Annotated in this window: 31 protein-coding genes; 14 read left to right on the top strand and 17 right to left on the bottom strand. The window is 71.3% G+C overall.

Annotated elements, in window-relative coordinates; genetic code table 11:
- Window positions 1–11 precede the first annotated feature (11 nt).
- A complete protein-coding gene (locus CyaNS01_RS01645) occupies window positions 12–1,091 on the bottom strand; it encodes an AI-2E family transporter (RefSeq protein ID WP_186698334.1) in 1,080 nt (359 codons plus the stop codon).
- A 33-nt stretch (window positions 1,092–1,124) separates the two neighbouring features.
- Window positions 1,125–1,661, bottom strand: coding sequence for a 5-(carboxyamino)imidazole ribonucleotide mutase (gene purE, locus CyaNS01_RS01640; RefSeq protein WP_255460121.1), 537 nt, complete (start codon window positions 1,659–1,661; stop codon window positions 1,125–1,127).
- Window positions 1,662–1,705: 44 nt separating this feature from the next.
- On the opposite strand from purE, the gene CyaNS01_RS01635 reads away from it, so the two are divergent.
- Both CyaNS01_RS01635 and bchM read left to right on the top strand, forming a co-directional pair.
- Window positions 1,706–2,863, top strand: a complete 1,158-nt coding sequence (locus tag CyaNS01_RS01635) for an N-acetylglucosamine-6-phosphate deacetylase (RefSeq protein ID WP_186698332.1) — start codon at window positions 1,706–1,708, stop codon at window positions 2,861–2,863.
- 64 nt (window positions 2,864–2,927) lie between these two features.
- Complete coding sequence (gene bchM / locus CyaNS01_RS01630) at window positions 2,928–3,632, top strand: magnesium protoporphyrin IX methyltransferase (RefSeq protein ID WP_186698330.1); 705 nt, start codon at window positions 2,928–2,930, stop codon at window positions 3,630–3,632.
- 9 nt (window positions 3,633–3,641) lie between these two features.
- Here the strand turns inward: bchM and gghA are convergent, their stop codons facing one another.
- The 4 genes from gghA to CyaNS01_RS01610 are packed head-to-tail and all read right to left on the bottom strand — an operon-like array spanning window position 3,642 to window position 8,499.
- The gene (gene gghA / locus CyaNS01_RS01625) at window positions 3,642–6,101 is read right to left on the bottom strand and encodes a glucosylglycerol hydrolase (protein ID WP_186698328.1); all 2,460 of its coding nucleotides are present in this window, start codon (window positions 6,099–6,101) and stop codon (window positions 3,642–3,644) included.
- A 27-nt stretch (window positions 6,102–6,128) separates the two neighbouring features.
- Entirely contained in the window at window positions 6,129–7,199 is a 1,071-nt protein-coding gene (locus CyaNS01_RS01620; RefSeq protein ID WP_186698326.1) for a pseudouridine synthase, read from the bottom strand.
- Window positions 7,196–7,963 (bottom strand): response regulator transcription factor, encoded by a 768-nt coding sequence (locus CyaNS01_RS01615; RefSeq protein ID WP_225875741.1) that lies wholly within the window; start codon window positions 7,961–7,963, stop codon window positions 7,196–7,198. Before CyaNS01_RS01615 ends, CyaNS01_RS01620 begins: the two co-directional genes overlap by 4 nt.
- 20 nt (window positions 7,964–7,983) lie before the next feature.
- Window positions 7,984–8,499, bottom strand: coding sequence for a hypothetical protein (locus tag CyaNS01_RS01610; RefSeq protein ID WP_225875740.1), 516 nt, complete (start codon window positions 8,497–8,499; stop codon window positions 7,984–7,986).
- 20 nt (window positions 8,500–8,519) lie between these two features.
- Here CyaNS01_RS01610 and CyaNS01_RS01605 point away from each other — a divergent pair, with 20 nt between their 5' ends.
- Entirely contained in the window at window positions 8,520–9,656 is a 1,137-nt protein-coding gene (locus tag CyaNS01_RS01605; protein WP_186698324.1) for a cysteine desulfurase family protein, read from the top strand.
- A gap of 37 nt (window positions 9,657–9,693) precedes the next feature.
- Here CyaNS01_RS01605 and CyaNS01_RS01600 read toward each other — a convergent pair whose 3' ends face one another.
- Together CyaNS01_RS01600 and rsmH are read right to left on the bottom strand one after the other, a co-directional pair.
- On the bottom strand, window positions 9,694–10,275 hold the full coding sequence (locus tag CyaNS01_RS01600) for a DUF456 family protein (RefSeq protein WP_186698322.1): 582 nt from the start codon (window positions 10,273–10,275) through the stop codon (window positions 9,694–9,696).
- Window positions 10,272–11,195 (bottom strand): 16S rRNA (cytosine(1402)-N(4))-methyltransferase RsmH, encoded by a 924-nt coding sequence (gene rsmH, locus CyaNS01_RS01595; RefSeq protein ID WP_370561747.1) that lies wholly within the window; start codon window positions 11,193–11,195, stop codon window positions 10,272–10,274. Before rsmH ends, CyaNS01_RS01600 begins: the two co-directional genes overlap by 4 nt.
- Before the next feature lie 64 nt (window positions 11,196–11,259).
- Here rsmH and CyaNS01_RS01590 point away from each other — a divergent pair, with 64 nt between their 5' ends.
- Both CyaNS01_RS01590 and CyaNS01_RS01585 read left to right on the top strand, forming a co-directional pair.
- Window positions 11,260–12,444 carry an NAD(P)H-quinone oxidoreductase subunit H gene (locus CyaNS01_RS01590; protein ID WP_186698320.1) on the top strand — a complete coding sequence of 395 codons (1,185 nt, stop codon included), beginning with the start codon at window positions 11,260–11,262 and terminating at the stop codon, window positions 12,442–12,444.
- The gene (locus tag CyaNS01_RS01585; protein WP_370561745.1) at window positions 12,437–12,874 is read left to right on the top strand and encodes a DUF2752 domain-containing protein; all 438 of its coding nucleotides are present in this window, start codon (window positions 12,437–12,439) and stop codon (window positions 12,872–12,874) included. The genes CyaNS01_RS01590 and CyaNS01_RS01585 overlap by 8 nt, the downstream gene beginning before the upstream one ends.
- 10 nt (window positions 12,875–12,884) lie before the next feature.
- On the opposite strand, the gene CyaNS01_RS01580 is transcribed toward CyaNS01_RS01585, so the two are convergent.
- Window positions 12,885–13,571 (bottom strand): hypothetical protein, encoded by a 687-nt coding sequence (locus CyaNS01_RS01580; RefSeq protein WP_186698318.1) that lies wholly within the window; start codon window positions 13,569–13,571, stop codon window positions 12,885–12,887.
- Between the two features lie 77 nt (window positions 13,572–13,648).
- Here CyaNS01_RS01580 and CyaNS01_RS01575 point away from each other — a divergent pair, with 77 nt between their 5' ends.
- Window positions 13,649–14,095, top strand: a complete 447-nt coding sequence (locus CyaNS01_RS01575; protein WP_186698316.1) for a thioesterase family protein — start codon at window positions 13,649–13,651, stop codon at window positions 14,093–14,095.
- Here CyaNS01_RS01575 and CyaNS01_RS01570 read toward each other — a convergent pair.
- The 5 genes from CyaNS01_RS01570 to menA are packed head-to-tail and all read right to left on the bottom strand — an operon-like array spanning window position 14,046 to window position 17,793.
- A complete protein-coding gene (locus CyaNS01_RS01570; protein WP_186698314.1) occupies window positions 14,046–14,261 on the bottom strand; it encodes a hypothetical protein in 216 nt (71 codons plus the stop codon). The genes CyaNS01_RS01575 and CyaNS01_RS01570 overlap by 50 nt on opposite strands.
- Window positions 14,261–14,539 (bottom strand): TM2 domain-containing protein, encoded by a 279-nt coding sequence (locus CyaNS01_RS01565; RefSeq protein WP_186698312.1) that lies wholly within the window; start codon window positions 14,537–14,539, stop codon window positions 14,261–14,263. Before CyaNS01_RS01565 ends, CyaNS01_RS01570 begins: the two co-directional genes overlap by 1 nt.
- Window positions 14,523–15,806: an AMP-binding protein gene (locus CyaNS01_RS01560; protein WP_225875738.1), complete on the bottom strand. Its 1,284-nt coding sequence runs from the start codon at window positions 15,804–15,806 to the stop codon at window positions 14,523–14,525. Before CyaNS01_RS01560 ends, CyaNS01_RS01565 begins: the two co-directional genes overlap by 17 nt.
- Window positions 15,788–16,789, bottom strand: a complete 1,002-nt coding sequence (locus tag CyaNS01_RS01555; RefSeq protein WP_186698311.1) for an enolase C-terminal domain-like protein — start codon at window positions 16,787–16,789, stop codon at window positions 15,788–15,790. The genes CyaNS01_RS01560 and CyaNS01_RS01555 overlap by 19 nt, the downstream gene beginning before the upstream one ends.
- Window positions 16,790–16,794: 5 nt before the next feature.
- Entirely contained in the window at window positions 16,795–17,793 is a 999-nt protein-coding gene (gene menA / locus CyaNS01_RS01550; RefSeq protein WP_186698309.1) for a 2-carboxy-1,4-naphthoquinone phytyltransferase, read from the bottom strand.
- A gap of 38 nt (window positions 17,794–17,831) precedes the next feature.
- Between menA and CyaNS01_RS01545 the strand changes: the two genes are divergently transcribed.
- Together CyaNS01_RS01545 and CyaNS01_RS01540 are read left to right on the top strand one after the other, a co-directional pair.
- Window positions 17,832–19,256, top strand: coding sequence for an isochorismate synthase MenF (locus CyaNS01_RS01545; RefSeq protein ID WP_225875737.1), 1,425 nt, complete (start codon window positions 17,832–17,834; stop codon window positions 19,254–19,256).
- A gap of 11 nt (window positions 19,257–19,267) precedes the next feature.
- Window positions 19,268–20,998 (top strand): patatin-like phospholipase family protein, encoded by a 1,731-nt coding sequence (locus CyaNS01_RS01540; protein ID WP_186698307.1) that lies wholly within the window; start codon window positions 19,268–19,270, stop codon window positions 20,996–20,998.
- Window positions 20,999–21,001: 3 nt separating this feature from the next.
- Here CyaNS01_RS01540 and CyaNS01_RS01535 read toward each other — a convergent pair whose 3' ends face one another.
- Genes CyaNS01_RS01535 through grxC form a run of 3 tightly spaced genes read right to left on the bottom strand, consistent with a single transcriptional unit; the run spans window position 21,002 to window position 22,500 of the window.
- Complete coding sequence (locus CyaNS01_RS01535) at window positions 21,002–21,205, bottom strand: hypothetical protein (RefSeq protein WP_186698305.1); 204 nt, start codon at window positions 21,203–21,205, stop codon at window positions 21,002–21,004.
- A 24-nt stretch (window positions 21,206–21,229) separates the two neighbouring features.
- Window positions 21,230–22,231, bottom strand: coding sequence for a glutathione synthase (gene gshB, locus CyaNS01_RS01530; protein ID WP_186700049.1), 1,002 nt, complete (start codon window positions 22,229–22,231; stop codon window positions 21,230–21,232).
- An 8-nt stretch (window positions 22,232–22,239) separates the two neighbouring features.
- Complete coding sequence (grxC, locus tag CyaNS01_RS01525) at window positions 22,240–22,500, bottom strand: glutaredoxin 3 (RefSeq protein ID WP_186698303.1); 261 nt, start codon at window positions 22,498–22,500, stop codon at window positions 22,240–22,242.
- A gap of 84 nt (window positions 22,501–22,584) precedes the next feature.
- Here grxC and prfB point away from each other — a divergent pair.
- The 6 genes from prfB (at window position 22,585) to CyaNS01_RS01495 (ending at window position 26,407) form a co-directional block, all read left to right on the top strand.
- Window positions 22,585–23,719, top strand: a protein-coding gene (gene prfB / locus CyaNS01_RS01520; RefSeq protein ID WP_186698301.1) for a peptide chain release factor 2 whose coding sequence is annotated in 2 segments (ribosomal slippage) — window positions 22,585–22,659 and window positions 22,661–23,719 — 1,134 coding nt in all. Because the reading frame shifts where the segments join, the coding sequence is not laid out codon by codon here.
- Window positions 23,712–23,882 carry a DUF3285 domain-containing protein gene (locus CyaNS01_RS01515; RefSeq protein ID WP_186698299.1) on the top strand — a complete coding sequence of 57 codons (171 nt, stop codon included), beginning with the start codon at window positions 23,712–23,714 and terminating at the stop codon, window positions 23,880–23,882. The genes prfB and CyaNS01_RS01515 overlap by 8 nt, the downstream gene beginning before the upstream one ends.
- A gap of 3 nt (window positions 23,883–23,885) precedes the next feature.
- Window positions 23,886–24,446, top strand: a complete 561-nt coding sequence (ybeY, locus tag CyaNS01_RS01510; RefSeq protein WP_186700047.1) for an rRNA maturation RNase YbeY — start codon at window positions 23,886–23,888, stop codon at window positions 24,444–24,446.
- A gap of 68 nt (window positions 24,447–24,514) precedes the next feature.
- The gene (locus tag CyaNS01_RS01505) at window positions 24,515–24,943 is read left to right on the top strand and encodes a diacylglycerol kinase family protein (RefSeq protein ID WP_186700045.1); all 429 of its coding nucleotides are present in this window, start codon (window positions 24,515–24,517) and stop codon (window positions 24,941–24,943) included.
- Between the two features lie 41 nt (window positions 24,944–24,984).
- Entirely contained in the window at window positions 24,985–25,578 is a 594-nt protein-coding gene (locus CyaNS01_RS01500) for an aminodeoxychorismate/anthranilate synthase component II (RefSeq protein WP_186698297.1), read from the top strand.
- 64 nt (window positions 25,579–25,642) lie between these two features.
- Window positions 25,643–26,407, top strand: coding sequence for an MBL fold metallo-hydrolase (locus CyaNS01_RS01495; RefSeq protein ID WP_186698295.1), 765 nt, complete (start codon window positions 25,643–25,645; stop codon window positions 26,405–26,407).
- Window position 26,408 lies beyond the last annotated feature (1 nt).

The raw sequence follows: 26,408 nt of genomic DNA, 5'->3' as shown, positions 1-26,408 counted from the left end.
CGCCTGGGGCCTCAGGGGCTGAGCGGCTCCGCAGGAATGGTCCGGCGTGACGCGAGGCTCACATCCAGAAACGTCTTCGCGCAACTCGCCACCGGCACGGCCAGGAGCAGACCCAACAGCTCCCCCAGGCCCATCAGGCTGCCCAGCCGGGCCCCTAACGGCAGGCAGATCAGCAACCAGGCGGGCTGCAGCCCCACGATGCTGCCCATCAGACGGGGCTGGATCACCTGATCCACCACCTGGCCCACGGCAATGGTCACCGCCAGCACCTCCAGACCGGTGCGGGGGTCGTTGAGCGCCACCAGGCCGCTCACCAGCACGATCGTGAGGGCGCTGGCATAGGGCACAAGGGTAGTGAAGCCGATCGCCACGGCGAAGAGCACCCCATAGGGAATGGCCAACAGGGTGAACACAACGATCTGAAGGCCGCTCAGGATCATCGCCAGCACCACCTGCCCGGCGAAATAGCCCCGGAACGTGCGGCTCAGGGTATCCACCACCAGGGATCGGACACCCGCCGGCAGCCACTGGGCCAGGCCAGCGCTGATCGACTCCCCGCCGAGCAACAGAAACACCGCCAGCACCAGCACGATCACCGTATTCACGGTGAGACCGACGGTCGCCCCGAGCAGACCCAGCAGCCGCTGGCTCAGCTGGCTGGCCAGCTTGCTGAAGCGGGTCAGGAGTTCACTGCTGAGGTTGCCGAAATCCGTGGGGATCCCCTGCTCCTGAGCCCAAGCCTCCAGCGCATCGAGCCACACCTCTCCCTGGGCCAGCCAACCCGGCAGCGCTGCGATGAGTTCGGCCAGCTGATCAATCAGGCGCGGCACCAGCCAGAGCAGGGCCAGGGCCAGTAACCCCATCGCCAGCCCCAGCACCAGCACCATCGCCAGACTGCGAGGCAGGCCCCGCTGGCGCAGCCAGCGGCTGGGGATATCCAGCAGGAAGGCGATGAGAGCGGCGGTGAGGAAGAGGGCTGGGAACGGCGCCAGCGGCAGCAGCAACTGACGCAGCACCCATAGGTTGAGCACGAGCAGGGGCAGGGCCAGGCCGATCTTCAGCCAGGGGGGGAGGACCAGACGCTCGAGCATCGCGGGGTGATCGCAAGGGGGAGAAAGAACGCCTCAGTCCATCTGGGCCAGGTAGGCCTCGCTGCCCAGCTGGCCGAGGCGCCCATCCTTGGCGCGCACCTGGCCATGCAGCTCAGCGCGGTAGGCCAGCAGGGCCTCCGCCAGCCGCCCATCGGCCGTGGCCAGGATCTGCACCGCCAGCAGGCCGGCGTTGGTGCCGTTGCCGATCGCCACCGTGGCCACCGGAATCCCGGCGGGCATCTGCACGATCGAGTGCAGCGAATCCACCCCGGAGAGGGCCCGGCTCTGCACCGGCACGCCGATCACCGGCAGGGTGGTGAGCGCCGCCACCATGCCGGGCAGGTGGGCCGCACCGCCGGCGCCGGCGATGATCACCTTGAGCCCCCGCCCAGCCGCCTGCTGCGCGAAGGCCACCATCTCCAGCGGTGTGCGGTGGGCGGAGAGCACCCGCACCTCGACCGCCACGCCAAAGCGCTGCAGCACCACCACCGCCGGCTGCATGGTGGGCAGATCGGAATCGCTGCCCATCACCACGGCCACGCGGGGTTCGGAGCTGGAACGGTCGCTCAAGGGGGCGGGCGCAGGATGGTCGCATTCTCCCGTGTGCCGCTGCGATGCGCTGGATCCGCAACGTCCGCCTGCCCCAGGCCCGCCGCTGCAGCCACGGCCGGCAGCAGCGCTGGCGGCTCGGCCTCGACGCCCACGACTGGATCGAGGTGCTGGAGCCGATCGACCCCGGCAGCAGCGTGGCCGGCGACGACTGGCAGGGCGACTGGCTGAGCCCTGCCGGGGTGGACCTGCAGATCAACGGCGGCCTCGGCCTCGCCTTTCCGGAACTCACGCCCGCCGATCTGCCCCGGCTGCTGGAGCTGCTCGAACTGCTGTGGCGCGATGGGGTGGAGGCAATCTGCCCCACCCTCGTGACCTGCGACAGCGCCGCCCTGCGCCAGGCCCTGGCCGTGCTGGATCGGGCTCGCCAGCAGCATCGCGACGGCCGCTGCCAGCTGCTCGGCGCCCACCTGGAGGGGCCCTTCCTCCACCCGGCTCGCCGGGGCGCCCACCCCCGGCAGCACCTGGTGGCCCCCAGCCTGGAGGCCCTGGCAGCGCGCATCGACGGCTTCGAGGACCAGATCGATCTGATGACCCTGGCTCCCGAACTGGAGGGCGCCGGCGCCGTGATCGCGGCCCTGCGCGAGGCAGGGGTGGTGGTGAGCCTGGGCCACAGCAGCGCCGATGAGCACCAGGCCGCCGAAGCGTTCAGAGCCGGCGTGGGCATGCTGACCCACAGCTTCAATGCCATGGCGGGCCTGCAGCACCGCAACCCGGGCCCGATCGCCGCGGCCGTGCTCGATGGCGGCGTGGCGCTGGGGCTGATCGCCGATGGCGTGCACGTGGCGCCGTCGATGGTGCTGCTGCTGCAGCGCCTGGCTCCCGAGCAGCTGGTGCTGGTGAGCGATGCCCTGGCCCCCTACGGCCTCGGCGAGGGCCGCCACCGCTGGGACGAGCGGGTGCTGCTGGTGCAGAACGGCTGCTGCCGCCTGGAGGACGGCACCCTCGCCGGGGTGACCCTGCCGCTGCTGAACGGGGTGCGGCGGCTGGTGGACTGGGGCGTCGCGGCTGAGCAGGCGATCGCCGCGGCCACGATCACGCCCCGGCGGGTGCTCGGAGATGGCCGCGACACCGCCACCATGCTGGTGGGCTCACCCCTGGCGGAGACCCTGCGCTGGAACTGGGAGGAGGGGGGAACCCTGGGCTGGCGGCGCTGCGCCTGAGCAGCCGCGGACCTGCGGGGCCCTGGGCCGCTCCTTAGGATCCGAGCCACTTTCTTCTGCCCCGATGCCTGCTGAGTCCACGGCCGTTGAGAAGGACGAGGTGAAGGGCTACTTCGAAACCACGGGTTTCGAGCGCTGGAACCGGATCTACAGCGACAGCGAGGACGTCAACAAGGTGCAGCGGAACATCCGCCTGGGGCACCAGAAAACAGTGGACAACGTGCTGGCCTGGTTGCAGGAGCAGGGTGATCTCTCCGGCCGCAGCTTCTGCGACGCCGGCTGCGGCGTGGGCAGCCTCAGCCTGCCCCTGGCCGGACTCGGCGCCGGCAGCATCGCCGCCAGTGATCTTTCCGAGGCCATGGTGGCGGAAGCCGCCCGCCGGGCCGCCGCTGCCGGCCTCAGCACCAGCCAGCTGCAGTTCCACGCCTCCGACCTGGAGAGCCTCACGGGGCGCTACGACACCGTGATCTGCCTGGATGTGTTCATCCACTACCCCCAGGCCGCCGCCGAGGACATGGTGCGTCATCTGGCCGCCATGGCCGAGAAACAGCTGATCGTGAGCTTCGCCCCCTACACCCCCCTGCTGGCGCTGCTCAAGGGCATCGGCCAGCTGTTCCCCGGGCCCAGCAAGACCACCAGGGCTTACACCCTGCGGGAGGAGGGCATTGTGAAGGCCGCCGCTGAAGCCGGCTTCACCCCCGTGCGCCGCAACCTCAACCAGGCCCCCTTCTATTTTTCGCGGCTGATCGCCTTCGAGAGGCAAGGCTGAAGCCTGGGCTCAGCCGGGCTCCAGCAGCAGCGCCTGACTGTCCTGGAACAGGATCGGCTCGCGGCCGGCCAGCTGCGCAGCACTGGGCTCCAGCCCGGGAGAGGCCAGCAGCAACCGCCAGGGCCCGGCCTGCTCCGGAAAGAGCTCGGGCAGGCCGAGCGCCATCGCCGCACCGCCCATGTGGGCCACCAGGGCCACGGTGGAGGCTTCAGGTTCAGGAGCCCGGCGCATCCCGTAGAAGATCGTCGTGGAGGGCGTGGTGAGCAGATCCAGCCGCTCGTCGTTGCTCAGGTTCTCGGCCAGCCAGGGCCGGGAACGGCGGAACTCGCGCAGGGCCAGGTTGAAGCCGGCCTGAACCGGATCCACCCGATCGGCATGGAGCCAGATGTTGCAGGCGGCATGCATGTCTTCCATGAAATGGCGGGCAAAGGCCTTCAGCCAGGCCACGTCCACCACCGCCGTGGTGCCGTCGTCGCCGGTGGGCACCCCGACCTGGCAGGCCAGGGCGATCTGCTCGAGGTCGTAGTCGTTGGCAGCGATGGAGCCGGTCAGCAGGGCCAGAAACTGGCGCAGCTGCGCCAGCTCAGCGAAGCCCAGCTGCTTGATCGCCTGGAACAGCCCGTCGGCGGCGTACAGCGCGTCGCTGAGCTGCCAGTCGAGGAAACCCGGAGCCTCCTCCGCCACCACCTTGACGCCGAAGCGGTCGTCGGTGTTGCGAAAGAAGCCCCAGGGCGCCCGCATCAGGCAGTGGATGAAATCCATGGGCAGGCCCGGACCGAAGCCATAGGTGAGGGCCCCGATCGCGCCGTTGTCGTAGGCGTTGGCCAGCACCTCCGGCAGCGTGCTGCCCAGGTGGGGATTGATCGGCTCGCCGGGATCCACCTGGGTGCCGCGCCGCAGGGTGTCGTGGTTGCCGCAGCCGGTGACCCAGCGGGACCCCAGCTGCATCTTTTCGCAGACCCGCCGCCACTTGCGGGCCCAGAAGCCATGCAGGGCCGGGGTGTTGTGGGCAAAGATCATGGGGCCCCACTGAAAGGCGTCGGGACGCTGCTCCACCAGGTCGCGGTAGCTGGACACCTCTTCCCAGCCCTCAGCCGGCCAGGGCCGGCCGTCTTCATAGATCACAAAGGGCCGCCAGCGCGCCGGGCCGATCTCCTGCACCAGATCGCCCATGCTCAGCAGGTAGGGATCGTCGTAGGCGACCCGGCCGGTGATCGGGTCGAAGTACTTGAAATCCTGGCCGCCGTCGATGCGGATACCGTCGGCGCCGGTGTTGACCTTGCGGCGCTGCATCTCCAGCAGGATCGCCCGCACCTCAGGGTTCTGGTGGTTCACATCCTGGCCATACATGTTCGGCCCCTTGAGAAAGCGGCCGTTCAGCAGGTCGATGGCCTGGTTGTCGGCGTGGCCATAGACCAGGTCGTACACCACTCGGATCGGGCCGGTGGGGAAGGTGTGCAGTTCGCTGATGAAGGCCACCAGCTCATCGGGCCGCAGGGTTTCGAGCAGGGCCGGATTGGTGGCGGCGCTGCCGAAGATCACGATGTCGTAGCCCCAGTTCTCCAGGTTGGGGCGCCGCAGCCGCACCCGCACATCCCCCGCCTCAGCCACGATCCCCTCGATTTCGGGATCGAGCACGTCCTCATCGTCTGGCCGCAGGCTGAAGTGGTCGTCGTCACCGCCTTGGCCGGAGCGCACCTCCACCGTGGGTTCGGTGGGCAACAGCTGCACCGCCTCGTAGCCGATCAGGTTGGTTTCGGCGGGGGTCAGCGCCTCGCCGCAGCGCAGTTTCGCGGCCAGCTTGCGGTAGAGCTGCGTGAGCCCGGAGAGGTAGCCATTGGGTGAGGCCGTGCGCACATGCAGCTGCAGGATGTTGCAGGGGGCCGGAATGGTGACGGGCTCATCGGCGATGAGGGCGTCGTAGTAGGCGCGATCGGCCCGGCGGGCCTGCAGACCCTCCAGGTCATAGATCTCGGCGGGGGCGTAGACGCCGTAGGGGAAGGAGTTGCCGAGGCAATCCCCCAGGGCGGTCACGGCATTGGTGTCAGGGCTGAGGTAGCGCAGCCAGTAGAGCGAACCGATCGTGGTGGCATCGCCGACCCGCAGGCCACTGATCACGCCCCAGTGGTAGTCACCCCACTTCTCGAGCTGCAGGTAGTCACGGTGGAAGCGCACCGTCTGCTCGGCCAGGGAGGGATCGATCGTCTGGCGGGGGGTGAACACTTCCAGCTGGATGTTCTTCGGCTGGATCACATCGCCGGAGAGTTCCGGCGTCCAGAAGCCGATCTCCACCAGCCCGTCGGGGCGCACGTGGGCCCCGAGCCGCGTGGCCAGCAGCCGCGCCTTCTCGAACAGGGTGCCCTCACCGGCCTCCACCGCCTCGGCCCAGGCCAGCAGCGCGGCGGTGGGCTCGGATTCCAGCTGGATGGAGGCGTCCCGTTGGAGGCTGGCAGAGGGGGGCTGGGGCATGGCCTGGCGGCGGGAACAGCCGGGGGCTCACCCTGGCATGGGGTCGGGGTCAGAGGCGCTGGCCCCATCGGCGGAACCGAGCAGGGGCGGGGGCAGCGGCGCCTCCAGCGCCAGCACCTGCCCGCCCGGCAGGGGCAGCCACAGCCGGTGGGCGTGGAGCCGGTAGCCGCCCTGCCCCGGCAGCACCGTGGGCCGGACCCCGCCACCCGGCAGGTAGAGGGGATCGCCCAGCAGGGGGGCGCCGAGGGCGGCGGCATGGATGCGGATCTGATGGGGCCGGCCGCTGGCGATCACCACAGCCACAAGACAGCCCTCAGCGCGGCGCTCCAACAGGGTGAAGTCGCTCTCAGCCGCCAGGGCTCCGTCGCCGCCAGCAGCCCAGATCCGGCCCAGCAGGGGGTGCGGGCACCGGCCGATCGGGGTGGTGATCCGCCGGCAGGAGCCCACGGCCAGCGACGCGGGCAGGGGAGCCGTGAGGGCGCGGTAGAGCTTGCGGCATCTCCCCAGGGCAGCCCCGGCGGCCGGGGGAGCCGCGGTGCTCTCCCGCAGCAGGGCACTGAGCCAGGCACGGGTGGCCTCACGGCGGGCACACACCAGCAGGCCTGAGGTGAAGCGACCCAGCCGGTGAACCGGGCGCGGCAAGCCGGCGGCAGCGTCAAGCTGGCCCTCCGCCACCTGCCGCTCCAGCAGCCGCAGCACGGTGTGCTCCAGGAAGCCACCGGCCGGCAGCACCGGCAGACCGCTGGGCTTGTCGATCACCAGCAGGTCGCCGTCATCGAACAGGGGGCTGGGCAACCCCGGCACGGCGGCCTCCTGCCAGGGGGGCCGATGCCACACCAGCCGATCCCCCGGGGCCAGAGGCCCATCGGCCTGGAGGCACTGGCCGTTCCTGCAGATCTCCCCGGCGGCGAGCCGCTGCCGCCACAGGGCCCGGGAGGAATGGGGGTAGCGGCGGGCGTAAAAGCCGCTGAGGCTGGGTTGGTGCAGGGGGTCGCCAGACGGATTCACCAGGTCGGCCGGCCGTACCCGGTCGCGATAGGCGTGCCCCTGGTTGAGGGCGACCGGCAGCCACGCTCCGGGTCGCCCTTCAGGCTTCACTCCACCAGGCCATGTTCCAGGGCGTAGCGCACCAGCTCAGTGCGGCTGGCGGTGCCGGTCTTGATGAACAGGCGGCTCACGTACTTCTCCACGTTGCGGATCGAGGTTTCCAATCGCCGGGCGATCTGCTTGTTCATCAGGCCCTCCGCCACCAGTTGCAGCACCGAGGCCTCCCGGGGGGTGAACACCAGGTCGCTGCTGCCCGGGGAGGATTTCGCCTGGCCGCCGCTGGCCAGCAGCGAGCGGATCTCGGTGATCTGCTTGGCCATCTGGCCGATGTCGGCATCGGCGAAGCGGGCGGCCTCGGCCAGCAGCCGCTCCTGCCGGCGCACGGCATTGCGCACCCGGGCCACCAGCTCGTCGGGATCGAAGGGCTTGGGGATGTAGTCGTCGCAGCCGGCCTGGAAGCCGGCGATGCGGTCAGCGGTCATGCCCTTGGCGGTGAGGAAGATCACCGGGGTGCCGCCGAGGCGCTCATCGGCACGCAGCTTGCTGAGCAGGCCGTAGCCGTCGCAGCGGGGCATCATCACGTCGCTGATCACCACGTCGGGCAGCAGCTCCTGGGCCTTCTCCCAGCCCTCCTCGCCGTCGGCGGCGGTGGTCACCGCGAAGCCCTCGTCCTCCAGGTAGGCCTGCACGGCCGTGCGCAGGCCCGGCTCGTCGTCGACAAGCAGCAGACGCGCCGGCGCCGGGGGGGTCTCGGCGGTGCTGGGGTCGGGCCCGGGGTCAGGGGAGGCGGGCGCTGCGAGGGGGTCGGTGCTCATGCCGTGCAGTCTGCAGAGCCTCAGCGGGGTCGTCCAGGCAGCACCTGCTCGGATTCCCGCAACGTGGTGCTGTAGCCCAGCTCCAGAGCGGTGGCCTTGAGCTCAGCAGGGTCGCGGCCCGCCTGCTCCGGATGGCAGACCGCCCACCACACCAGGTGATCCACCCGATTGGCGGGGGTGATCACGCCGCCGGGGTTGAGGGAGCGGATCACCAGCCGCCCCCCGTCCTCGGTGATCCACATCGGCTCCTCTTTGTCGCAGCGCACGGTGTCCGTCTGGATCGACACATCCGGCCCCAGCTGCCGCCAGAGCTGCATCCGCCAGAGGCCCGCGATGGTGGCATCGGGCTTGGGACCGTAGACCCCAAGCACCAGCATCCCCTCCGGACGGGGCCGCTCATCGAGCACCACCAGCCCCGGCGGCCGCTCCACCGCCGTGGCCTGGGCCTCTGCCGCCGGCGGCGGCGGCAACATGCTGCTCAGGAGGGCAAGGCCGGTGGCCGCCAGGGCCCAGGGCCCCCACGTCGTTGGCAGCATGGTGGGCGGCTCGGCTCCCCATGCTCGCCTATCTCGACCACCAAGCCAGCACCCCCTGCGATCCGGCGGTGCTGAACGCCATGGAGCCCTGGTGGCGGGAGCACTGCGCCAACCCCTCCAGCCGCCTGCACCGCGAGTCCCTGACGGCGGCTGCGGCCGTGGAGCGGGCTCGGGCCCAGGTGGCCGCGGCCCTCGGGGCTGAGCCCGGCGACGTGGTGTTCACCAGCGGCGCCACCGAGGCCAACAACCTGGCCCTCAAGGGGGTCTGCGAGGCGGCCCTGGCCCAGGGCGGCGAGCGGCGGCGGCTGCTGACCCTGGCCACCGAGCACCGGGCCGTGCTGGATCCGCTGCGCTACCTCGAGCGCCACGGCTTCCCACTCACGGTGCTGCCGGTGGACTCCGGCGGCCTGGTGCAGGAGGAGCTGCTGGCGGCGGCCCTGGGCCCGGATGTGCTGCTGGCCTCCGTGATGGCGGCCAACAACGAGATCGGCGTGCTGCAGCCGATCAGCACCATCGCGGCCCACTGCCACCACCACGGCGTGCTGCTGCATGTGGATGCCGCCCAGGCCGCAGGCCACATCCCGCTGGCGATGGCGGAGCAGGGGGTGGATCTGCTCAGCCTCAGCGGCCACAAGTGCTACGGGCCCAAGGGGGTGGGGGCCCTGCTGGTGCGTCAGGGGGTGGCGCTGGCGGCCCAGTTGCACGGCGGCGGCCAGGAGCAGCAGCGGCGCGCCGGCACCGTGGCCGTGCCGCTGGTGGTGGGCCTCGGGGAAGCCCTCAGCCGGGCCGTCGCCGATCAGCAGGAACGGGCAGCGCGGCTCGGCAGCCTGCGCGATCAACTGCGCCAGGAGCTGCTGGCGCTGGGGGGCATCACGCTGAACGGGGCCGCTGCGCCGCGTCTGGCCCACAACCTCAACGTCACGGTGGGCGGGGTGGACGGCGCCGCCCTGCACCGGCTGCTGCGCCGGAGCATCGCCGTGAGCAGCGGCTCGGCCTGCAGCCAGGGGTCCCCCTCCCACGTGCTGGCGGCCCTGGGCCGCAGCCGCAGCGAGGCCGCCGCCTCGATCCGCTTCGGGCTCGGCCGCAGCACCGGTGCGGCGGAGATCGAACGGGCCGTGGCCAGCGTGGAGGCGGCGCTGCGCCAGCTGCGCCCCTGACGGGCACTGTTCGGTGGCGAAGACCGCACCGGGCTGCTCAAACCCGCAGGCTGGTGAGCAGCACAAAGCCGGCGGCGCCCACCAGGGCCAGCAGGGCCTGGGCCACCTTGATCACCAGCATCCCGGCCACCACGGCCAGGCCCACCACCAGGGATCGCCGCAGCCGCAGCAGCCCGATCGGCCCCAGGGCCGTGGGGGCCGTGATCAGCTCCCCGAGGCTGGCCCCGAGCAGCGGGCCCAGCAGGGCCCCCAGCAGCGGGCCGCCCACGGGCAGGGCCGGCAGCAGGCCCAGCAGCCCCACCAGCAGGCCGAGCCCGGCGCCGATGTAGGCCCAGCGGGTGGCCTTCAGCCGCGCCGGCCCCAGCACCAGCCCCAGGGCGTCGGCGCCCCAGCCCAGCAGCAGCAGCAGGCAGGCCAGGGCGAAGGGCGGCCAGGCGGTGCTCCAGCCCACCGCCCAGACCCACAGCCCAGCCCCCAGGGGCAACAGCGCCAGGCCGGGCAGCAGGGGCAGCAGAGTGCCGGGAATGGCCAGCAGCTGGATCACCAGGGCGGCCCACCAGAGGCCATCCACCAGGGTGAGCGCAGGCAACGTGACCCCTGTCACCGCGAAACCACTCATGGCCGCCGGCGCGCCAGGCGGGCCTTGGCCGAACGGCTGCGGGGATTGGCCTCGGCCTCCTCGGCACTGGCCACCAGCGGCTTGCGGCTGATCCGCTCCAGCAGCGGATCAGTGCGGAAGGCCGTCTTGACCCGGCGGTCTTCGAGGGAGTGAAAACTGATCACCGCCAGCAGCCCTCCCGGCAGCAGCCAATGGGGCACCTGCTCCAGCCAGCGCTCGAGCACCCCGAGCTCATCATTGACGGCGATGCGCAGGGCCTGAAAGGTGCGGGTCGCCGGATGCAGCCGACCCCGGCGGGCCGCCGGCGGGTAGCAGCCCCCCACCAGCCAGGCCAGCTCAGCGGTGGTGCGCGGCTGGCGCGGGTCGTCCCACGGCCCCTGCTCCTTGATGCGGCGGGCGATGCGCCGCGACAGCCGCTCCTCGCCGTAGCCATAGATCAGATCGGCCAGGGCGCCCTCGTCGAGGCGATCCAGAAGAGCGGCGGCCGTTTCCCCGTCGCCGGGGTTCATGCGCATGTCGAGGGGACCCTCGCTGCGGAAGCTGAAACCCCGCTCAGCCACGTCCAGCTGGGGGCTGCTGACGCCGAGATCGGCCAGCACCGCCAGGGCGGGTGCGGGCGGGCGGTAGTCGGCGAAGTTGGTGGCCACGATCTCCACCCGGTTTCCGAAGGGGGCGAGGCGCTCGGCGGCGGCGGCGCGGGCGCTCGGGTCCTGGTCCAGCCCGATCAGGCGCAGGCCGGGATGGGCCTCCAGCAGCAGGGCGCTGTGGCCGCCGCCGCCGAGGGTGCAGTCGATCAGCAGGCCACCACCGGGATGCTGCCCCAGCAGCTCCCCCAGGGGCTCGAACCCCGCCAGCACCTCTGCCGCCAGCACGGGCCGGTGCTCAAACCCGGGCGGATCGGGGGGCAGCTCAGGTGGCAGGGGAACAAAGCGGGGCGCCAAACCTTCCTAAGATCCCGACACTCTTCCTCCGCCCCCCGGCCCCATGACGCAGCTGGAAACGCGCACGGAGCCGATGGTGGTCAACTTCGGCCCCCATCACCCTTCGATGCACGGGGTGTTGCGGCTGGTGGTGACCCTCGACGGCGAGGACGTGGTGGACTGCGAGCCGGTGATCGGCTACCTGCACCGCGGCATGGAGAAGATCGCCGAAAACCGCACGAATGTGATGTTCGTGCCCTACGTGAGCCGCATGGACTATGCGGCCGGCATGTTCTACGAGGCGATCGTGGTCAACGCTCCCGAGCGGCTGGCCAATGTGCCGGTGCCCCGGCGCGCCAGCTACATCCGGGTGCTGATGCTGGAGCTCAACCGCATCGCCAACCACCTGCTCTGGCTTGGACCCTTCCTGGCTGATGTGGGCGCCCAGACACCGTTCTTCTACATCTTCCGCGAGCGGGAGATGATCTACGACCTCTGGGAAGCGGCCACCGGCCAGCGGCTGATCAACAACAACTACTTCCGCATCGGCGGAGTGGCCGCCGATCTGCCCTACGGCTGGCTGGAGAAGTGCCTCGACTTCTGCGACTGGTTCGGCCCCAAGATCGACGAATACGAGAAACTGATCACCAACAACCCGATCTTTCGCAAGCGCATCGAGGGGCTGGGGGCGATCACGCGTGAGCAGGCGATCAACTGGAGCCTCTCGGGGCCGATGCTGAGGGCTTCCGGCGTGCCCTGGGATCTCCGCAAGGTGGATCACTACGAGTGCTACGACGATTTCGACTGGTCGGTGGTGACGGCCCAGGAGGGTGACTGCTTCGCGCGCTACCGGGTGCGGGTGCAGGAGATGCGCGAGTCGCTGAAGATCCTGCGCCAGGCCTGCGCCATGATCCCCGGCGGCCCCACCGAAAACCTGGAGGCCAGGCGCATGGCCGAGGGCAAGGGTGGCGAGGCCAGCGGCTTCGACTACCAGTACGTGGCGAAGAAGGTGGCCCCCACCTTCAAGATCCCCTCCGGCGAGCTCTACACCCGGCTGGAATCCGGCAAGGGCGAGATCGGCGTGTTCATCCAGGGCAACGACGACGTCACCCCCTGGCGCTTCAAGATCCGCGCCGCCGACCAGAACAACCTGCAGATCCTGCCCCACATCCTCAAGGGCGCCAAGGTGGCCGACATCATGGCCATCCTCGGCTCCATCGACGTGATCATGGGATCGGTCGATCGCTGAACTCGGAGCGTCCCGAAGCCCGCGCCGCCGCTTCCTGAGCCAACTGCAACGGGCCGGCTTTCTCCTGCCCGCCGGCCTCACCGGCTACCTCTGGTTCAAGGGCCTCCATCCCTCCCTACCGGGTTGGCCCTGCCCGCTGCGAGCCCTCACGGGACTTCCTTGCCCCAGCTGCTTCCTCACCCGCGCCACCAGCTCCAGCCTGCAGGGGAACTGGTCGGAGGCCCTGGCGCAGCATGCCTTCGGACCGCTCGTGGCCGGAGCCCTGCTGGTGTGGTCGCTGCAGGCGATCCGGCAGCGACGGCTCTGGCCTGGCGGCCTCAGGCTCAGACCCTGGCAGGGGGGCGCCGGCATCGCCCTGCTGCTGGGCTACTGGGGGGTGCGGATGGTGCTGCACTACCGCCTGGGGATCCCAGCCTTCCCCAGCCCATGAGACGCGCCCCTCAGCTCAGCACGCCCCGGTGATAGGCCACGTTCTGGATGTAGAAGCTGGAGACGGGAACTGCCACCAGGGCCCCCAGGCCGCAGGTGGCCACGGACACAACGGCGACGACCAGGCCCGTGAGGATCTCGATCCCCACGAATTCCCAGCCCCGCTGGGAGCGGTAGACGGCCTGAAACGAAGTCCGCAGGGCATCGAGCACCGGCAGGTCGGTGTTGAACACCTTGTTGACGTACACGGGTCCCACCAGGGCCACGGCAATCCCGGGCAAGACGCACAGCAGCAGGCCGATCACCACGGCAACGGTGAACAGCACACCCGCCAGCAGATAGCGCCAGGGGCGGGCCCACAGGGCCTGGAACGCCGCCTCGATGCCGATGGTGTCTCCCGTGGCGTAGTGAATGGCCGGGACGGCGGTGAACAGCACGCCCACCAGGCTGGAGAGGATCGAGAAGGGCAGCTGACCCAGCTGGCCCACGACCAGCGCCGTTCCGGCAGCGGCATCGGACATGTCCTCGCCGCCGGCCGCGGCGAACACGATCAGGTTGACGATCAGATAGATCGCCACCCCCACCCCACTGATCACCGCCGTGGCCACCCAGATCAGCAGCATCGTGGGCACATGGGCCAGGAAGGCTTCCCAGGCACGGATCAGGGTGGGCTGTTCTGTGGCGGCGGGGGAAGCCAAGGGCTTGGAGGCGCACTGTGGCGACTGTACGAACCCCTGGCGGGACTAAAACGCTGGGGTGACCACCGCCCGGCGTCATGGAACCCTCCCATTGGTTGCAGCTCAGCCGCACGGTGCGCTTCGGGGACACCGACGCCGCCGGGGTGATGCACTTCCAGCGCCTGCTGGGCTGGTGCCATGAGGCCTATGAGCAGAGCCTGGAGCGCTTCGGCGTGGCGGCGGCGGAGGTGTTCCCCACCCCCGGCAGCTCCCTGGCCGTGGCCCTGCCGATCGTGCACTGCCAAGCCGATTTCCTGCGTCCCCTGGGGTGCGGCGATGGGCTGGCGATCGCCCTGAAGCCGCGACGGCTCGATCCAGGCCGCTTCGAAGTGGGTTACAGCTTCTGCTGCAACGGCGATTCCGTGGCCCGGGGGCTCACCTGCCACGTGGCGATCGAAACAACAAGCCGCCGGCGCTGCCCCTTGCCGGCGGCGCTCAATCGCTGGCTGGAGGCCTCGAGCCTGGGGGGGGTGCAGCCGCTGTAGCCCAGTACAGAGCGGCCAGCTGCAGGGGCAGCAGGCTGGCCAGCACGGCGAGGAGGTGCAGAGAGCCGTCCTGGGGAATGGAGCCGAAGGCCCCAACGCTGATGCCGGCCGCAGCCAGCAGGATCAGCCCGCTGAAGCGCCGGGCCGGTTTGGCTGGAGCCGCCATCAGAACCAGTCCTTGACGGCATCGATGTAGGTGACCTGGAACTCCTCGTTGGTCTTGGTGAGGTAGAGGATCCCCTCGATCAGCCCGATCACCCCCATCACGAAACTGGCGATGCCACAGGTGACCAAGCCCCCGGCCAGGGACACCACGAGCATGATGATGCCTGCCTTGGTGTAGCCAAGGATGAATTTGTGTACGCCAAAGGCGCCCAGGAAGATCCCGGTGAGGCCCACAGCCAGTTTCTTGTTGCTCAGCTCGGCATCACTCAGGGTGGTCATTGCGGGGGTGACAGGCGATGGGGTCGTCCCCCGCTTCTAGCGATTCGAGCCAGCGCTGCCAACGGGCCCGGGGCCACTTGCCCAGGGCCGTGGGTGCCAGCGTGGTGCAGAGCTGCCAGGTTCGAGGCCGTTCGGCAGGGGGCCAGGCGGCCACGGCGGCCTGCAGCTGGGCCAGCAGGGCAGGGCCATGCGCCGCGGGCTGAGCCCGCACCAGGGCCACCAGGCGCTGGCCCCAGAGCGGATCGTCCACCGCCAGCAGCAGCACCTCCCTCAGCGGCAGGTTCGTGCTGGCGGCGAGGGCCCGCAACCTCGCCTCCAGCTGTTCGGGAAACACCGTTTCGCCGCCGCTGTGGATGGCGCCATCCAGCCGCCCCAGCACCTGCAGGCCAGCCCCGCCCAGCCGGGCGGCATCGCCGCTGCGCCACCAGCCCCCCGCCGCCAGCGGCAGCGGCTGCAGCACGCCCGCGCCCAGATAGCCCGGGCTGAGCCTGCAGCAGCGCATCTCCAGGGCGCCCTGCTGCGCCGCCAGACGCAGCTCCACCCCCTCCAGGGGCGGGCCGCAGCCCACCGCGCCGGCCAGGAACGCTTCGGGATCCAGGGCGGCGACCATGGCGGCGGTCTCGGTGGCGCCATAGCAGGGGGCCAGCCGCAGACCGGCCTGGCGGGCCTTCTGAGCCAGGGCCGGCGGCAGCGGCGCGCCACCCACCCAGATCACCGCCAGACGCTGCAGCCAGGCCAGCCCGGCCGGGTCGGCCAGCAGACGGGCCAGCTGGGTGGGCACCAGCGACAGCAGGGCCGGCGACTGCGTCGCGATGGGCAGATGGGCGGCCAGGGCCTGGGGCTGGCGCATCAGTGCGGAGGAAATCTGCCGGTGGGCGCAGCCCCAGCGACGCGAGCGCAGCCAGGGCAGCAGGCCGCTCACGTGGTGGCTGGGCAGGGGGTTGAGGTGCACGCAGGCGGCGGGGTCGAGGCCGATCCCCTCCAGCCAGCGGCCCGTGGCCGCGGCTGAGGCCTCCAGGTGGGCGAGCGGTTGCAGGCACCAGCGCCGCCCGCCCGGGCCACGGCTGCCGCCGCTGCCCAGCACCACCCCGGCCCCCCAGCGCTCCGCCAGCTGATGCAGCGTCCTGACCCCCGCCGCCCCGAGCGCCAGGGCCAGCGCCTGCTGCTCCTGGGGGCCGGCCAGGGCCACCAGCTCACCGCGACGCCAGGCCGCCTCCAGCTGCTCTGGCCCCAGGGGTTGCTCGGGCCTCACAGGGCCGCCCGCCACACCGCCTCCGGGCTTGTCGAGCCCAGGCTGCCCAGGGGCTGCCAGGCCCTGGCCAGGCCAGGGGCCACCGGGGTGGGGCCGCGCCACTGCAGGGCAGCGAGGTGCTCCAGCCAGCGGCGGCCGATGCCGGTTTCAAAGCCGCTGCTCAGCATCAGGAAGGAGCTGCCCCGCTCCAGTGCGGCCAGCAAGGGCCTTGGGTCGCCCTCCTGGCTGGGACGCCGCACCTGCCAGGAGGGCCAGTAACCCGCGAGTTCGGGGTGGCACTCCAGCGACTCATCCAGGGCCACCGGCAGCTGGCGGACCAGCAGCTCCAGCCCCTCCCGATCGGCAGGGGGCAGGGGCTGCTCCAGCCACTCCAGCCGTGGCTCCTGCCGCAGCCGTTCCGCCCAGGTCCAGGCAGTGGCCCGGGTCCAGCCCCCGTTGGCATCGAGGCGCAGACGGGCCGAGGCGGGCAGGCGCTCCAGCAGCTGCTCCAGCAGGCGGCGCTCCAGCTGATCGGGCTCGGCGGCCACCTTCCACTTCAACACCAGCGGATCAGGGCAGGAGCCCTCGGCCAGCAGACGCTCCAGTTCGGCCAGGGCCGCCTCGCCGGCCGGCAGCAGCGCCGCCCCGGCGGGGGCGTCCAGCCAGCGCCCCTCGGGCAGGCCGTCGAGCTCCGCCAGGGCAGCCCCCAGGGCGAAGGCCAGACAGCGCGGGCAGCCGGGCCGGGCCAGCAGGTCTTCCAGAGCGGCGCGGTCGCTCTCGGGGGGGAGGGCTGCGATTGCCTGATCAAGGCTGCGGGAATCGCCCTCCAGCAGCGCCGCCTCGCCCCAGCCCACGGCGCCATGGCGGGGGGCCTCCAGGCGCAGCAACCAGCCCTGTTTCACCTCGATGCAGCCGCGGGCGGTGCGCAGCGGCCGGGGCAGCGGCGCCCGGAACGGCCGCCACTCCAGGCTGAGCACCTGGGCCGCCGACGTTTCACCCAGGAGGGGAGGCTGGGCCATGGCCTTCAGAGCCAGCGCCCGAGGGCCAGACCCAGAGCCAGGCCGAGGCCGTTGAAGGTCTGGAAGCGGAGGGCCAGAAACTTGCTGCCCGCAATCGCACTGGGGCTGTCGTGCTGCTGTTGGAGCAGACCGATCAGCTGGCGGCCTGGGGCCAGCGCCAGCCCGCCGAGCAGGGCGGTGAGGGGCCAGTGGCCCAGCAACACCGGCGCCCACTGCAGCGCCAGGGTGAGGGCCACGAACCAGGGCACCAGGCCCGCAGCGGTGGCGGTGCCCAGCTGCACCACCGGGGAGCGCTTGCCGTGATCCGCATCCTCCTCCACCTGATGGAAGTGGGAGCAGAACAGCACCAGGGTGGTGGCCACGGCCGCTCCACTGCCCAGCAGCAGGGCGGTGCGCCAGGGGATGGTGCTGGCGGCGGGGCCCAGGGCCAGCAGCGCCGCCGCCGTGGCCAGGGGCCCGAAGGCCAGCCAGCACAGCGGCTCCCCCAGACCGTGATAACCGAGGCGAAAGGGCGGGCCCTGGTACAGGTAGCCGAGGGCGCAGCAGCCCAGCACCAGCGCCAGCACCAGCGGCGTGCTGCGCCAGGCCACCAGGGCCATCAGCAGCAGCCCGGCCACCAGAGCAGTCCGGGCCCAGCGGGCCACCGTGGCGCGGCGGCCGGTGAGGTTCACCAGGGAGTGGGGCTTGCCGTGGGTGTCCACGCCGGTCTCGGCGTCATGGACGTCGTTGGCGAGGTTTTCCCAGGCCAGCAGCAGCACGGCCGCCAGCAGGAACAGCAGCAGCTGGTCGAGGCGCAGCACCTCGCCCTGCCCCCAGCGCCAGCCGGCCGCCAGCAGCGCCGGCATCACCGCCACGGCATACATGGGCCACTTGATCGCCGAGCGCCAGAGGAGGCGCCGCTGCTCGGCCGCGCCCGCCGCCTGCCCTGAACCCACGGCACCCAGTGCCGCCACGGACCCGGGCGCTGCGGCGTAACGGCTTGCGACGACCTCGGGCTCAGGCATGGGGACCGGGGGCGGCAACCGCGACAGGACCCATACATTTGAGCAGCTCTTCGCGGCGCCCCGGGCCCCAGCCGTTGCCGGCTCCTGATTCCTTCACCGATCTGCTGGCCCTGGCCAGCGAGGGCGCCCGCCAGGCGGACGAGGAGGGCGTGCTCAGCCTGGCCATGGCGATCGCCCCGGGGGATCCGATGGCCCTGCTGCCCCACCTGGAGGGCGGCGACAGCTTCCGCTTCCTCTGGGACGGCGCCCCGGGGCTCTGCATCGCCGCCAGCGGCCGCACCAACAGCCTGGAGCTGAGCGGTCCGCGGCGCTTCGAGCTGGCCCAGCGCTTCGCCAGCGCCAGCCTCAATCGGCTGGCCGGGGCCCAGGTTGCCTGTCCGCCCCTGGCCAGGCCCAGGGTGCTGCTGGCCTTCGGCTTCTTCGACGCCCCCCTGGACACCAGCGTCGCCGCGATCCCGGGGGTGCAGGCCGTGCTGCCCCGCTGGCAGCTGAGCCGCCATGGCCAGCACTGCTGGCTGCGGCTGCAGCGGCCCCTGGGCGGCGGCGTCACGGCCCGCAGCCTGGCCGAGGAGCTCTGGGAGAAGGCCCGCCAGCTGGAGCGCCACAGCCACGCCTCGGCGGCCAGCGCCACGGTGGCGGTGGCCCTGCGCACGCCCTGGCAGGAGAACTACCGCCAGGCGGCGGCCCAGGCCCTGGAGCTGGTGGAGGGCGGCGCCCTGCAGAAGCTGGTGCTGGCCGTGCGCCAGCAGCTCACCCTCAGCGCCCAGCCCGATCCCCTGGGCCTGCTCGCCCCCCTGCGCCGCCACCAGGGCGGCAGCTGCCGGCTGCTCTGGCAGCGCTGCGCCGGATCGGCCCTGATCGGCGCCTCGCCGGAGCGGCTGCTCACCGTGCGCCAGGGCCAGCTGCGCAGCGATGCCCTGGCCGGCACAGCGCCCGCCGATAAACGGGCCGCCAGCCTGCTGCACTCCACCAAGGACCGCCTCGAACACGAGCTCGTGGTGGACACGATCACCGCCGTGCTCAGCCGGGCCGGCCTGAACCCGCGGCGGCCTCGGCATCCCCGCCTGGCCCGCCACGGCCAGCTGGTGCATCTGCACAGCCCGATCAGCGCCTGCCTGGGACGGCAGCAACCCCTGGCCATCGCCGCCGCCCTGCACCCGACGCCGGCGGTGGCGGGCCTGCCGCGCCGCGAGGCCATGGCCTGGCTGCGCAACCTGGAGCCCTTTGAGCGGGGCCACTACGCCGCCCCGATCGGCTGGATCGACAGCGCCGGCGACCTCGACCTGCGGGTGGCGATCCGCAGCGGCACGGTGGAGGGCCGCCAGCTGGAGCTCACCGCCGGTGCCGGGCTGGTGCCGGGTTCGGCGGTGGACCGGGAGCTGCAGGAGGTGGCCCTCAAGCTGGGGGTGCTGCAGCAGCAGCTCAATCTGCCCCAACCCACGCGGCTGGCCGGGCCAGCCTGATCGACACCCCCATGACACAAGCGCTTCATGCCCTGCTGGCCAGGGCCCTCGCCGGCTCAGGGGTGCTGGCGGGCCTCGATCCCAGCTGCATCACCGCCCTGGGCCCAACCCAGCTGGCCATCGAGGAGGGAGAGCTCCTGTTTCGCCAGGGTGATCCCGGCGACCACGCCTATCTGGTGCTCACGGGGGTGGTGGGGCTGCACACCGGGCCGCCGGGCCAGCCGGAGGGCTTCTTCCGCAAGGTGGTGCCCGGGGAGCTGGTGGGGGACTACGGCCCCCTCAGCGGGGAGCCCCGCTCCGCCTCAGCCCTGGCCCTCACGGCGGTTCAGGTGCTGCAGTTCGACGGCGACCAGCTCAAACAGCTGCTGGAGTGCGAGCCCGGGGTGCCATCCCGCTTCATCACGGCCCTGGCCGAGGCCGCCTCCGTGGGCCGCGACCCCGGCCGCATGCCGCTGCAGACGATCGTGATCCACGACGCCTGCCCCGGCTCGCCCCTGACCACGGCAGTGCGGCGCCTGCTGCCGGAGCAGCTGCGCCAGCTCAGCCAGGGCCTCAACGGCCTCGACGACCTCAGCATCAGCGGACCCTCCGAAGCTGACGACGACCCCGAAGCCGCCCTGCACGCCCGGCTGGTGGAGGCCACCCGCACAGGCCGTCCCGAGGTGATCGTCAGCGACGATCCAGACGCCCTCAGTCGCCGCAACCGGCTGCTGGTGGATCGGCTGCTGATCCTCAGCGAGGGGGAGGCCAGCAGCATCCGCCTGCCCCAGGCCGAAGCTGGCGAGGCCCTGCTGGTCAGGCTCTGGCCAGCCCAGGAGCAGACCCCCCGCTCGCGGGACTGGGCCACCGCCCAGCCCTTCGCCCAGGTGCTGAATCTCAAGCCCGAGCGCCCGGATCACCTGGAGCGGCTGGCCAGGGCCACCCTGCGGCGCCAGCGGGTGCTCGTGCTGGGTGGCGGCGGCGCCAGGGGCTTCGCCCATGTCGGCGCGCTTTCGGCCATGGAAGAGCTGGGCCTGCGCGACTTCGACATGGTGATGGGCGTGAGCATCGGCGCGCTGGTGGCCTCCCTGGTGGCCTTTGAGCTGCCCGCCAGCGAAATCCTCAGCAACCTGGAGCGGGTGATCATCAAGGCGCGGCCCTACTCCTTCACCCTGCCGCGGGGCTCCCTGTTCACCCTGCGCAACTCCCGGCTGGAACTGGAGCGCTTCTTCGGCAGTGCCCGGCTGCAGGACAGCTGGCTGCCGCTGCGCACCTTCTCCACCAACCTCGCCACCAACCAGCTGCAGGGCTGGGGCAGCGGCGACATCGCCACGGCGGTGATCGCCAGCATGTCGGTGCCGGGGATCTTTCCCCCCGTGGCAGACGGGCAGGGCCAGCTGAACGTGGATGGCGGCATCCTCAACAACCTGCCGGTGGCCGAGGCGCGCCGGCGCAGCAATGGCCGGGTCGTGGCCCTGTCGCTCGATCCCGATCCCGAACTCAGCCCTGAAGCTGGCGCCGATCCCGCCATGAAGCCCAGCAGTGAGCTCCAGCACCCCTCCCTGGGGCGCACCATCATCGACGCGATGATGTGCGGCTCCCACGCCACCACCCGGGCCCAGGAGCGGCTCGCCGATGTGATCCTGCGACCCGATATCGGCAGCTTTCCCTTCCTCGACTGGAAGCGCTACCAGGAGATCCACACGGTGGGCTACGAGGAGGCCATCCGGCAGCTCCAGGCTGGCTGGCCGCAGAACCGCTGAGGGCTAAGGCTGTGGCGGCAGGCCCACGGCCTGGCGCCAGCTGGCCAGGGGACGCGTCCAGCCGCGTTCCCAGCGCTGGGCCAGCAGCGGCTGGGCCTTGTAGCCCAGGAGGTCGCTGTTCACCGCCACCTTTCGGTAGTAGTCGGGATCGAAGCCATGGTCCTGGAGGTGGCGGGCCAGGGCATGGCCGAGACTCTCGGTGGGCATGGCGTAGCCCCTCACCGCAAGGTTTCAAGCCTGGCTGAGTCGGGCCACGGTGAGGTCGGCGAGAGGCACCCCGCCGAGGCGCTCCACCTCGCGGATGCCGGTGGGGCTGGTCACGTTGATCTCGCTGAGGCGGCCGTCGATCACATCGATGCCCACAAAAAACAGCCCCTCGGCCCGCAGGGCCGGAGCCAGCTCGGCGCAGATGCGGCGCTCCTGGTCGGTGAGTTCGGTGGCCTGGGGCGCTCCCCCCACGGCGAGGTTGCTGCGGAATTCACCGCCGCTCGGCACCCGGTTCACGGCCCCGAGAGGCTCGCCATCCACCAGCAGGATGCGCTTGTCGCCCGCCTTCACCCCCGGCAGGAAGGCCTGCACCATCACCGGCAGCTGTTCCTGGGCCGTCACCAGCTCCAGCAGGGCCCGCAGACCGGGGCTGGAGGCCGAGGCGAACACCACCCCCTGGCCGGCCCGGCCGCCCAGGGGCTTGAGCACCACCTCGGCGTGCTCGGCGGTGAAGGCCGCCAGGGCCTCCATCCGGCTGGCCACCAGGGTGGGAGCCATCAGGTGGCTCCAGCGCAGGGCACTGAGCTTTTCGTTCCAGGCCCGCAGGGCGGCGGGCCGGTTGATCACCGCCACCCCCTGGCGCTCCGCCAGATCGAGCAGGTGGGTGGCATAGAGGTAGGCCTCGTCCACCGGCGGGTCCTTGCGCATCCACACGTGGGCAAAGGCCGTGAGCGGCAGCAGCTGGGGCTCCCCCAGGCGATACCAGGGCTCCGGCACGATCCAGCCCTCGGGCCCCAGCGCCATCGGCTCCAGGGCAATGGGCCAGGCCCGTACCCAGGCCTGATGGCCTGCAGGGGCGGCGGAGGCAGCGCAGCGGGCCGAGAGGTCGGCCGGGGTGGCCACCCACACGGGCCGGCCGGCCCGCTGCGCTGCCTGCATCAGGGCGGCGGTGGAGTCCTTGGCGGGGTTGAGGCGACCGATCGGATCGATCACGAACAGCTGGGCGCCCTCCTGCTGGAACGGCATCGCCACCGTCAGGAGGCCAGCAGGGCGTCGAGCCTGCCGCTGCGTTCGAGGGCGTGCAGGTCGTCGCAGCCGCCCACGTGTGCGCCGTTGATGAAGGTCTGGGGCACGCTGCGGCGGCCGCCGCTGAGTTCGGCCATGGCCGCACGGGCCCGCTCATCGCCGTCGATGGCGAATTCGGTGTAGGCCACACCCTTGCGATCGAGCAGGGCCTTGGCCCGCACGCAGAAGGGGCAGGCCCGCCACGTGTAGATCTCGACGGTGGGGGCCATGGGCGCTCGCGGCTTGATGAAGGAATCCTAAAAGCGGCCCCAGCCCCTCGCTGGTACGGTCGATTCACCGACCGCCCGTGCCCGGTGCTCGATCTCACCGACTTCAAACGCGACCTCTCCGAGCTCACTGACCGCCTGGGCAACGCCCAGGACTGTCTTTGACGTTCCTGCCCTGAACGCCCGGCAACAGGACCTCGAGCAGCTCGCCTCCCAGCCGGATTTCTGGAACGACCAGCAGGCGGCGCAGAAGCAGATGCGCCAGCTCGACGACGTGAAGGCCCAGCTGCAGCAGCTGCAGCGCTGGCAGACCGCCGTGGGTGACGCCGAAGCCACCCTGGAGCTCTACGAGCTGGAGCCCGACGCCGAGCTGCTGGAGGAGGCCCATGGCGGCCTGGGCCAGCTGCGCAGCGAGCTGGATCGCTGGGAGCTGGAGCGGCTGCTCTCCGGCCCCTACGACAAGGAGGGGGCTGTGCTCACCATCAACGCCGGCGCCGGCGGCACCGACGCCCAGGACTGGACCCAGCTGCTGCTGCGCATGTACACCCGCTGGGCGGAAGACCACGGCATGAAGGTGAGCGTCGATGAGCTCAGCGAGGGGGAGGAAGCGGGCATCAAGAGCTGCACGATCGAGATCGAGGGCCGCTACGCCTACGGCTACCTGCGCAACGAGAAGGGCACCCACCGGCTGGTGCGCATCTCGCCGTTCAACGCCAACGACAAGCGCCAGACCAGCTTCGCGGGGGTGGAGGTGATGCCCAAGCTCGACGAGGAGGTGAAGCTCGACATCCCCGACAAGGACCTGGAGATCACCACGTCACGCTCCGGTGGTGCCGGTGGCCAGAATGTGAACAAGGTGGAAACGGCGGTGCGCATCCTGCACATCCCCACAGGCCTGTTCGTGCGCTGCACCCAGGAGCGCTCCCAGCTCCAGAACAAGGAGAAGGCGATGGCGCTGCTGATGGCCAAGCTGCTGGTGATCGCCCAGGAACAACGGGCCTCGGAAATCGCCGACATCCGTGGCGACATCGTGGAGGCCGCCTGGGGCAACCAGATCCGCAACTACGTGTTCCACCCGTATCAGATGGTGAAAGACCTGCGCACCCAGCACGAAACCACCGATGTGCAGGGAGTGATGGACGGCGACCTCGACCCCTTCATCCAGAGCCTGCTGCACGCCGGCGTGGCTGGGGGCGAAGCCGAGGCAGACAGCGATGGCTGAGCCCAGTCCAGACGCCAAGCCCAGCTTCGTGAAGCTGGCGATGCGCAACATGGTGCGCAAGGGGCGCCAGAGCCTGCTGCATTTCGGGCTCACGGCCGTTGGCCTGATGGCTTTCCTGGTGCTGGTGGCCTGGCTGGGCCGGCCCCAGCTGCCCGGGGGCTGAGCCATCGAACTCGATCTCGCCTTTGACGCCTCCGCCACCGGTGCCGCTGAGCTGGCCGACCCCGAAGCTGGCGCAGCGCTGTGGCAACAGCAGCTGGAGCGCTGGCTGGACCTGCTGCAGCTTGAACTGCCCGCCGCCCTGCAGGCACCGGCCTACAGCCTGGGGCTGAGCCTGGTGACCGATGCGGCCATCGCCGCCCTCAACCAGGACTGGCGCTCCCTCAGCGGCCCCACCGACGTGCTCGCCTTCGCCGCCCAGGATCCAGACCTCGACGGCCTGCCGGCTCAGCCGGCCGGACCCGGCGCAGAAGCGGCCGCCCTGGAGCTGGGCGACATCGTGATCTCCCTGGACACGGCCGAGCGCCAGGCCCCGGAGCACGGCCACAGCCTGGAGCGCGAGCTGCTGTTTCTGGCCAGCCACGGCCTGCTGCACCTGCTGGGCTGGGACCATCCCGACGACGAGGCCCTGGCGGCGATGCTGGCCCGGCAGGAGGCCCTCCTCAGCGCCTGCGGGCCCCAGCCGGGGGTGGTCGCCCGCGTAGCCGGCAGACCTTTTCAGAGCTGAGAACGGCGGTAGGGTGCGGCTCAGCCATGACCAGTCCCCGCCCGCTGCCCGAACCCCGTCCCCTGCTGATGGAGGCGCCCCCGCCAGTGTCACGCAGGAAGGTGCCCAAGCGGATCGGAGCCTGGCGGGTAGCCGGCGATCTGCCCTCGAGCTTTCGCTACGCCGCCCAGGGCCTTGCCTACGGCCTGCGCAGCCAGCGTAACTTCCGCATCCATACGGCCACCGGCGCCGTGGTGTTCGGCCTGGGGTTGTGGCTGCAGCTCAGCGCCGACCGCATGGCCCTGCTGGTGCTCACGGTGGCGGCCGTGCTGGTGCTGGAGCTGCTCAACACCGCCACTGAGGCCGTGGTGGACCTGGCCATCGGCCGCCAGTTCCACCCCCTGGCCCGGGTGGCGAAGGACTGCGCCGCCGCCGCCGTGCTGGTGGCGGCCATGGCGTCGCTGGTGATCGCCGCCCTGCTGCTGGTGCCGCCGATGCTGAGCCGCTTCGGCCTCTGAAGCCGGCTCGGCCTTTGAATGGGCCGAGGCCCCGAGCATTCATGCTTCTCGTTCTCGACAACTACGACAGCTTCACCTTCAACCTGGTGCAGTACCTGGGCGAGCTGGCGGCCGACCATCCCCTCGCCGCCGAGGTGCGGGTGGAGCGCAACGACGCCCTGAGCCTGGAGCAGATCCGGGCCCTGCAGCCGGCGGCGATCCTGATCTCGCCGGGCCCGGGGGATCCGGATCAGTCGGGCGTGTGCCTGGAGGTGCTGCGGCAGCTGAGCCCCACGGTGCCCACCCTGGGGGTATGCCTGGGCCACCAGGCCCTGGCCCAGGTGTACGGCGGCCGGGTGGTGCGGGCCCGGGAGCTGATGCACGGCAAGACCTCGCCGGTGCTGCATGAGGGCGCCGGGGTGTTCGAGGGCCTGCCCAGGCCACTCACGGCCACGCGTTACCACAGCCTGATCGCGGAGCGCGACTCGCTGCCCGACTGCCTGGAGATCACCGCCTGGCTGGAGGACGGCACGATCATGGGCCTGCGGCACCGCAGCCATCCCCACCTGCAGGGGGTGCAGTTCCACCCCGAGAGCGTGCTCACCCAGGGCGGCCACGCCCTGCTGGCCAACTTCCTCAACCAGGCGGCAGGCTGAACCCCGCCGGCCGGCCAGGCCAGGCAACGCTGCTAGTTTCGCGCCAGCAAAGCGGCCCGATTCGATGGTGAGCGCCACCCAGACCCGCCGAAGCCGGCCGCGGCCCAGCCGCAGCGGCAGCGCCCTGGTGGCCCTGGCCCTCGGCGCCGGCCTGGGGCTGAGCCCGGCGGCGGCCCTGGCCGGCAGCGGCGTGAGCATCACCAGCTACGGCCACAGCGCCCTGATGATCCGTGGCGGCGGCGCCAGCGTGCTGCTCAACCCGTTCAAGGCCGTGGCCTGTGCCGCCGGGCTGGCTGAGCCGCGGGTGAGTGCCACGGTGATCCTGGCCAGCAGCCGCCTGCTGGATGAGGGAGCGCCCGTGGCCAGCGGCAAGTTCCTGGTGGATCCGGGCTCCTACCGGGTGGGCGGCCTCAAGATCGAAGGCATCGGCGGCCCCCACGACCGGGTCGGCGGCCGCCGCTTCGGGCAGTCCACGCTGTGGCGCTGGCAGCAGGGGGGGCTCACCTTCGCCCACCTCGGCGGCACCGTGGCCCGCCTCAGCCCCGCAGACAAGGTGCTGCTGGGCCGCCCCGACGTGCTGATCATCGGTGTGGGTGGCGGCGCCAAGGTGTACGACGGCAGCGAGGCCGCCGAGGTGGTGCGCGAGCTGCAGCCGGCGGTGGTGATCCCGGTGCAGTACGTCTCCGGCTCAACGCCCGCCGACTGTGATCAGGGCAGCGTGGATGGCTTCCTGCAGGCCATGGGCGGGGTGCCGGTGAAGCGGCCAGGCCGCAGCCTCAACCTGCCCGGCAGCCTCAGCGGCGGACCGGTGATCCAGGTGATGCGCTGAA

The organism is Cyanobium sp. NS01, from assembly GCF_014280235.1.
GTDB lineage: Bacteria > Cyanobacteriota > Cyanobacteriia > PCC-6307 > Cyanobiaceae > NIES-981.
This window is presented reverse-complemented; position numbering and strand designations above follow the sequence as displayed.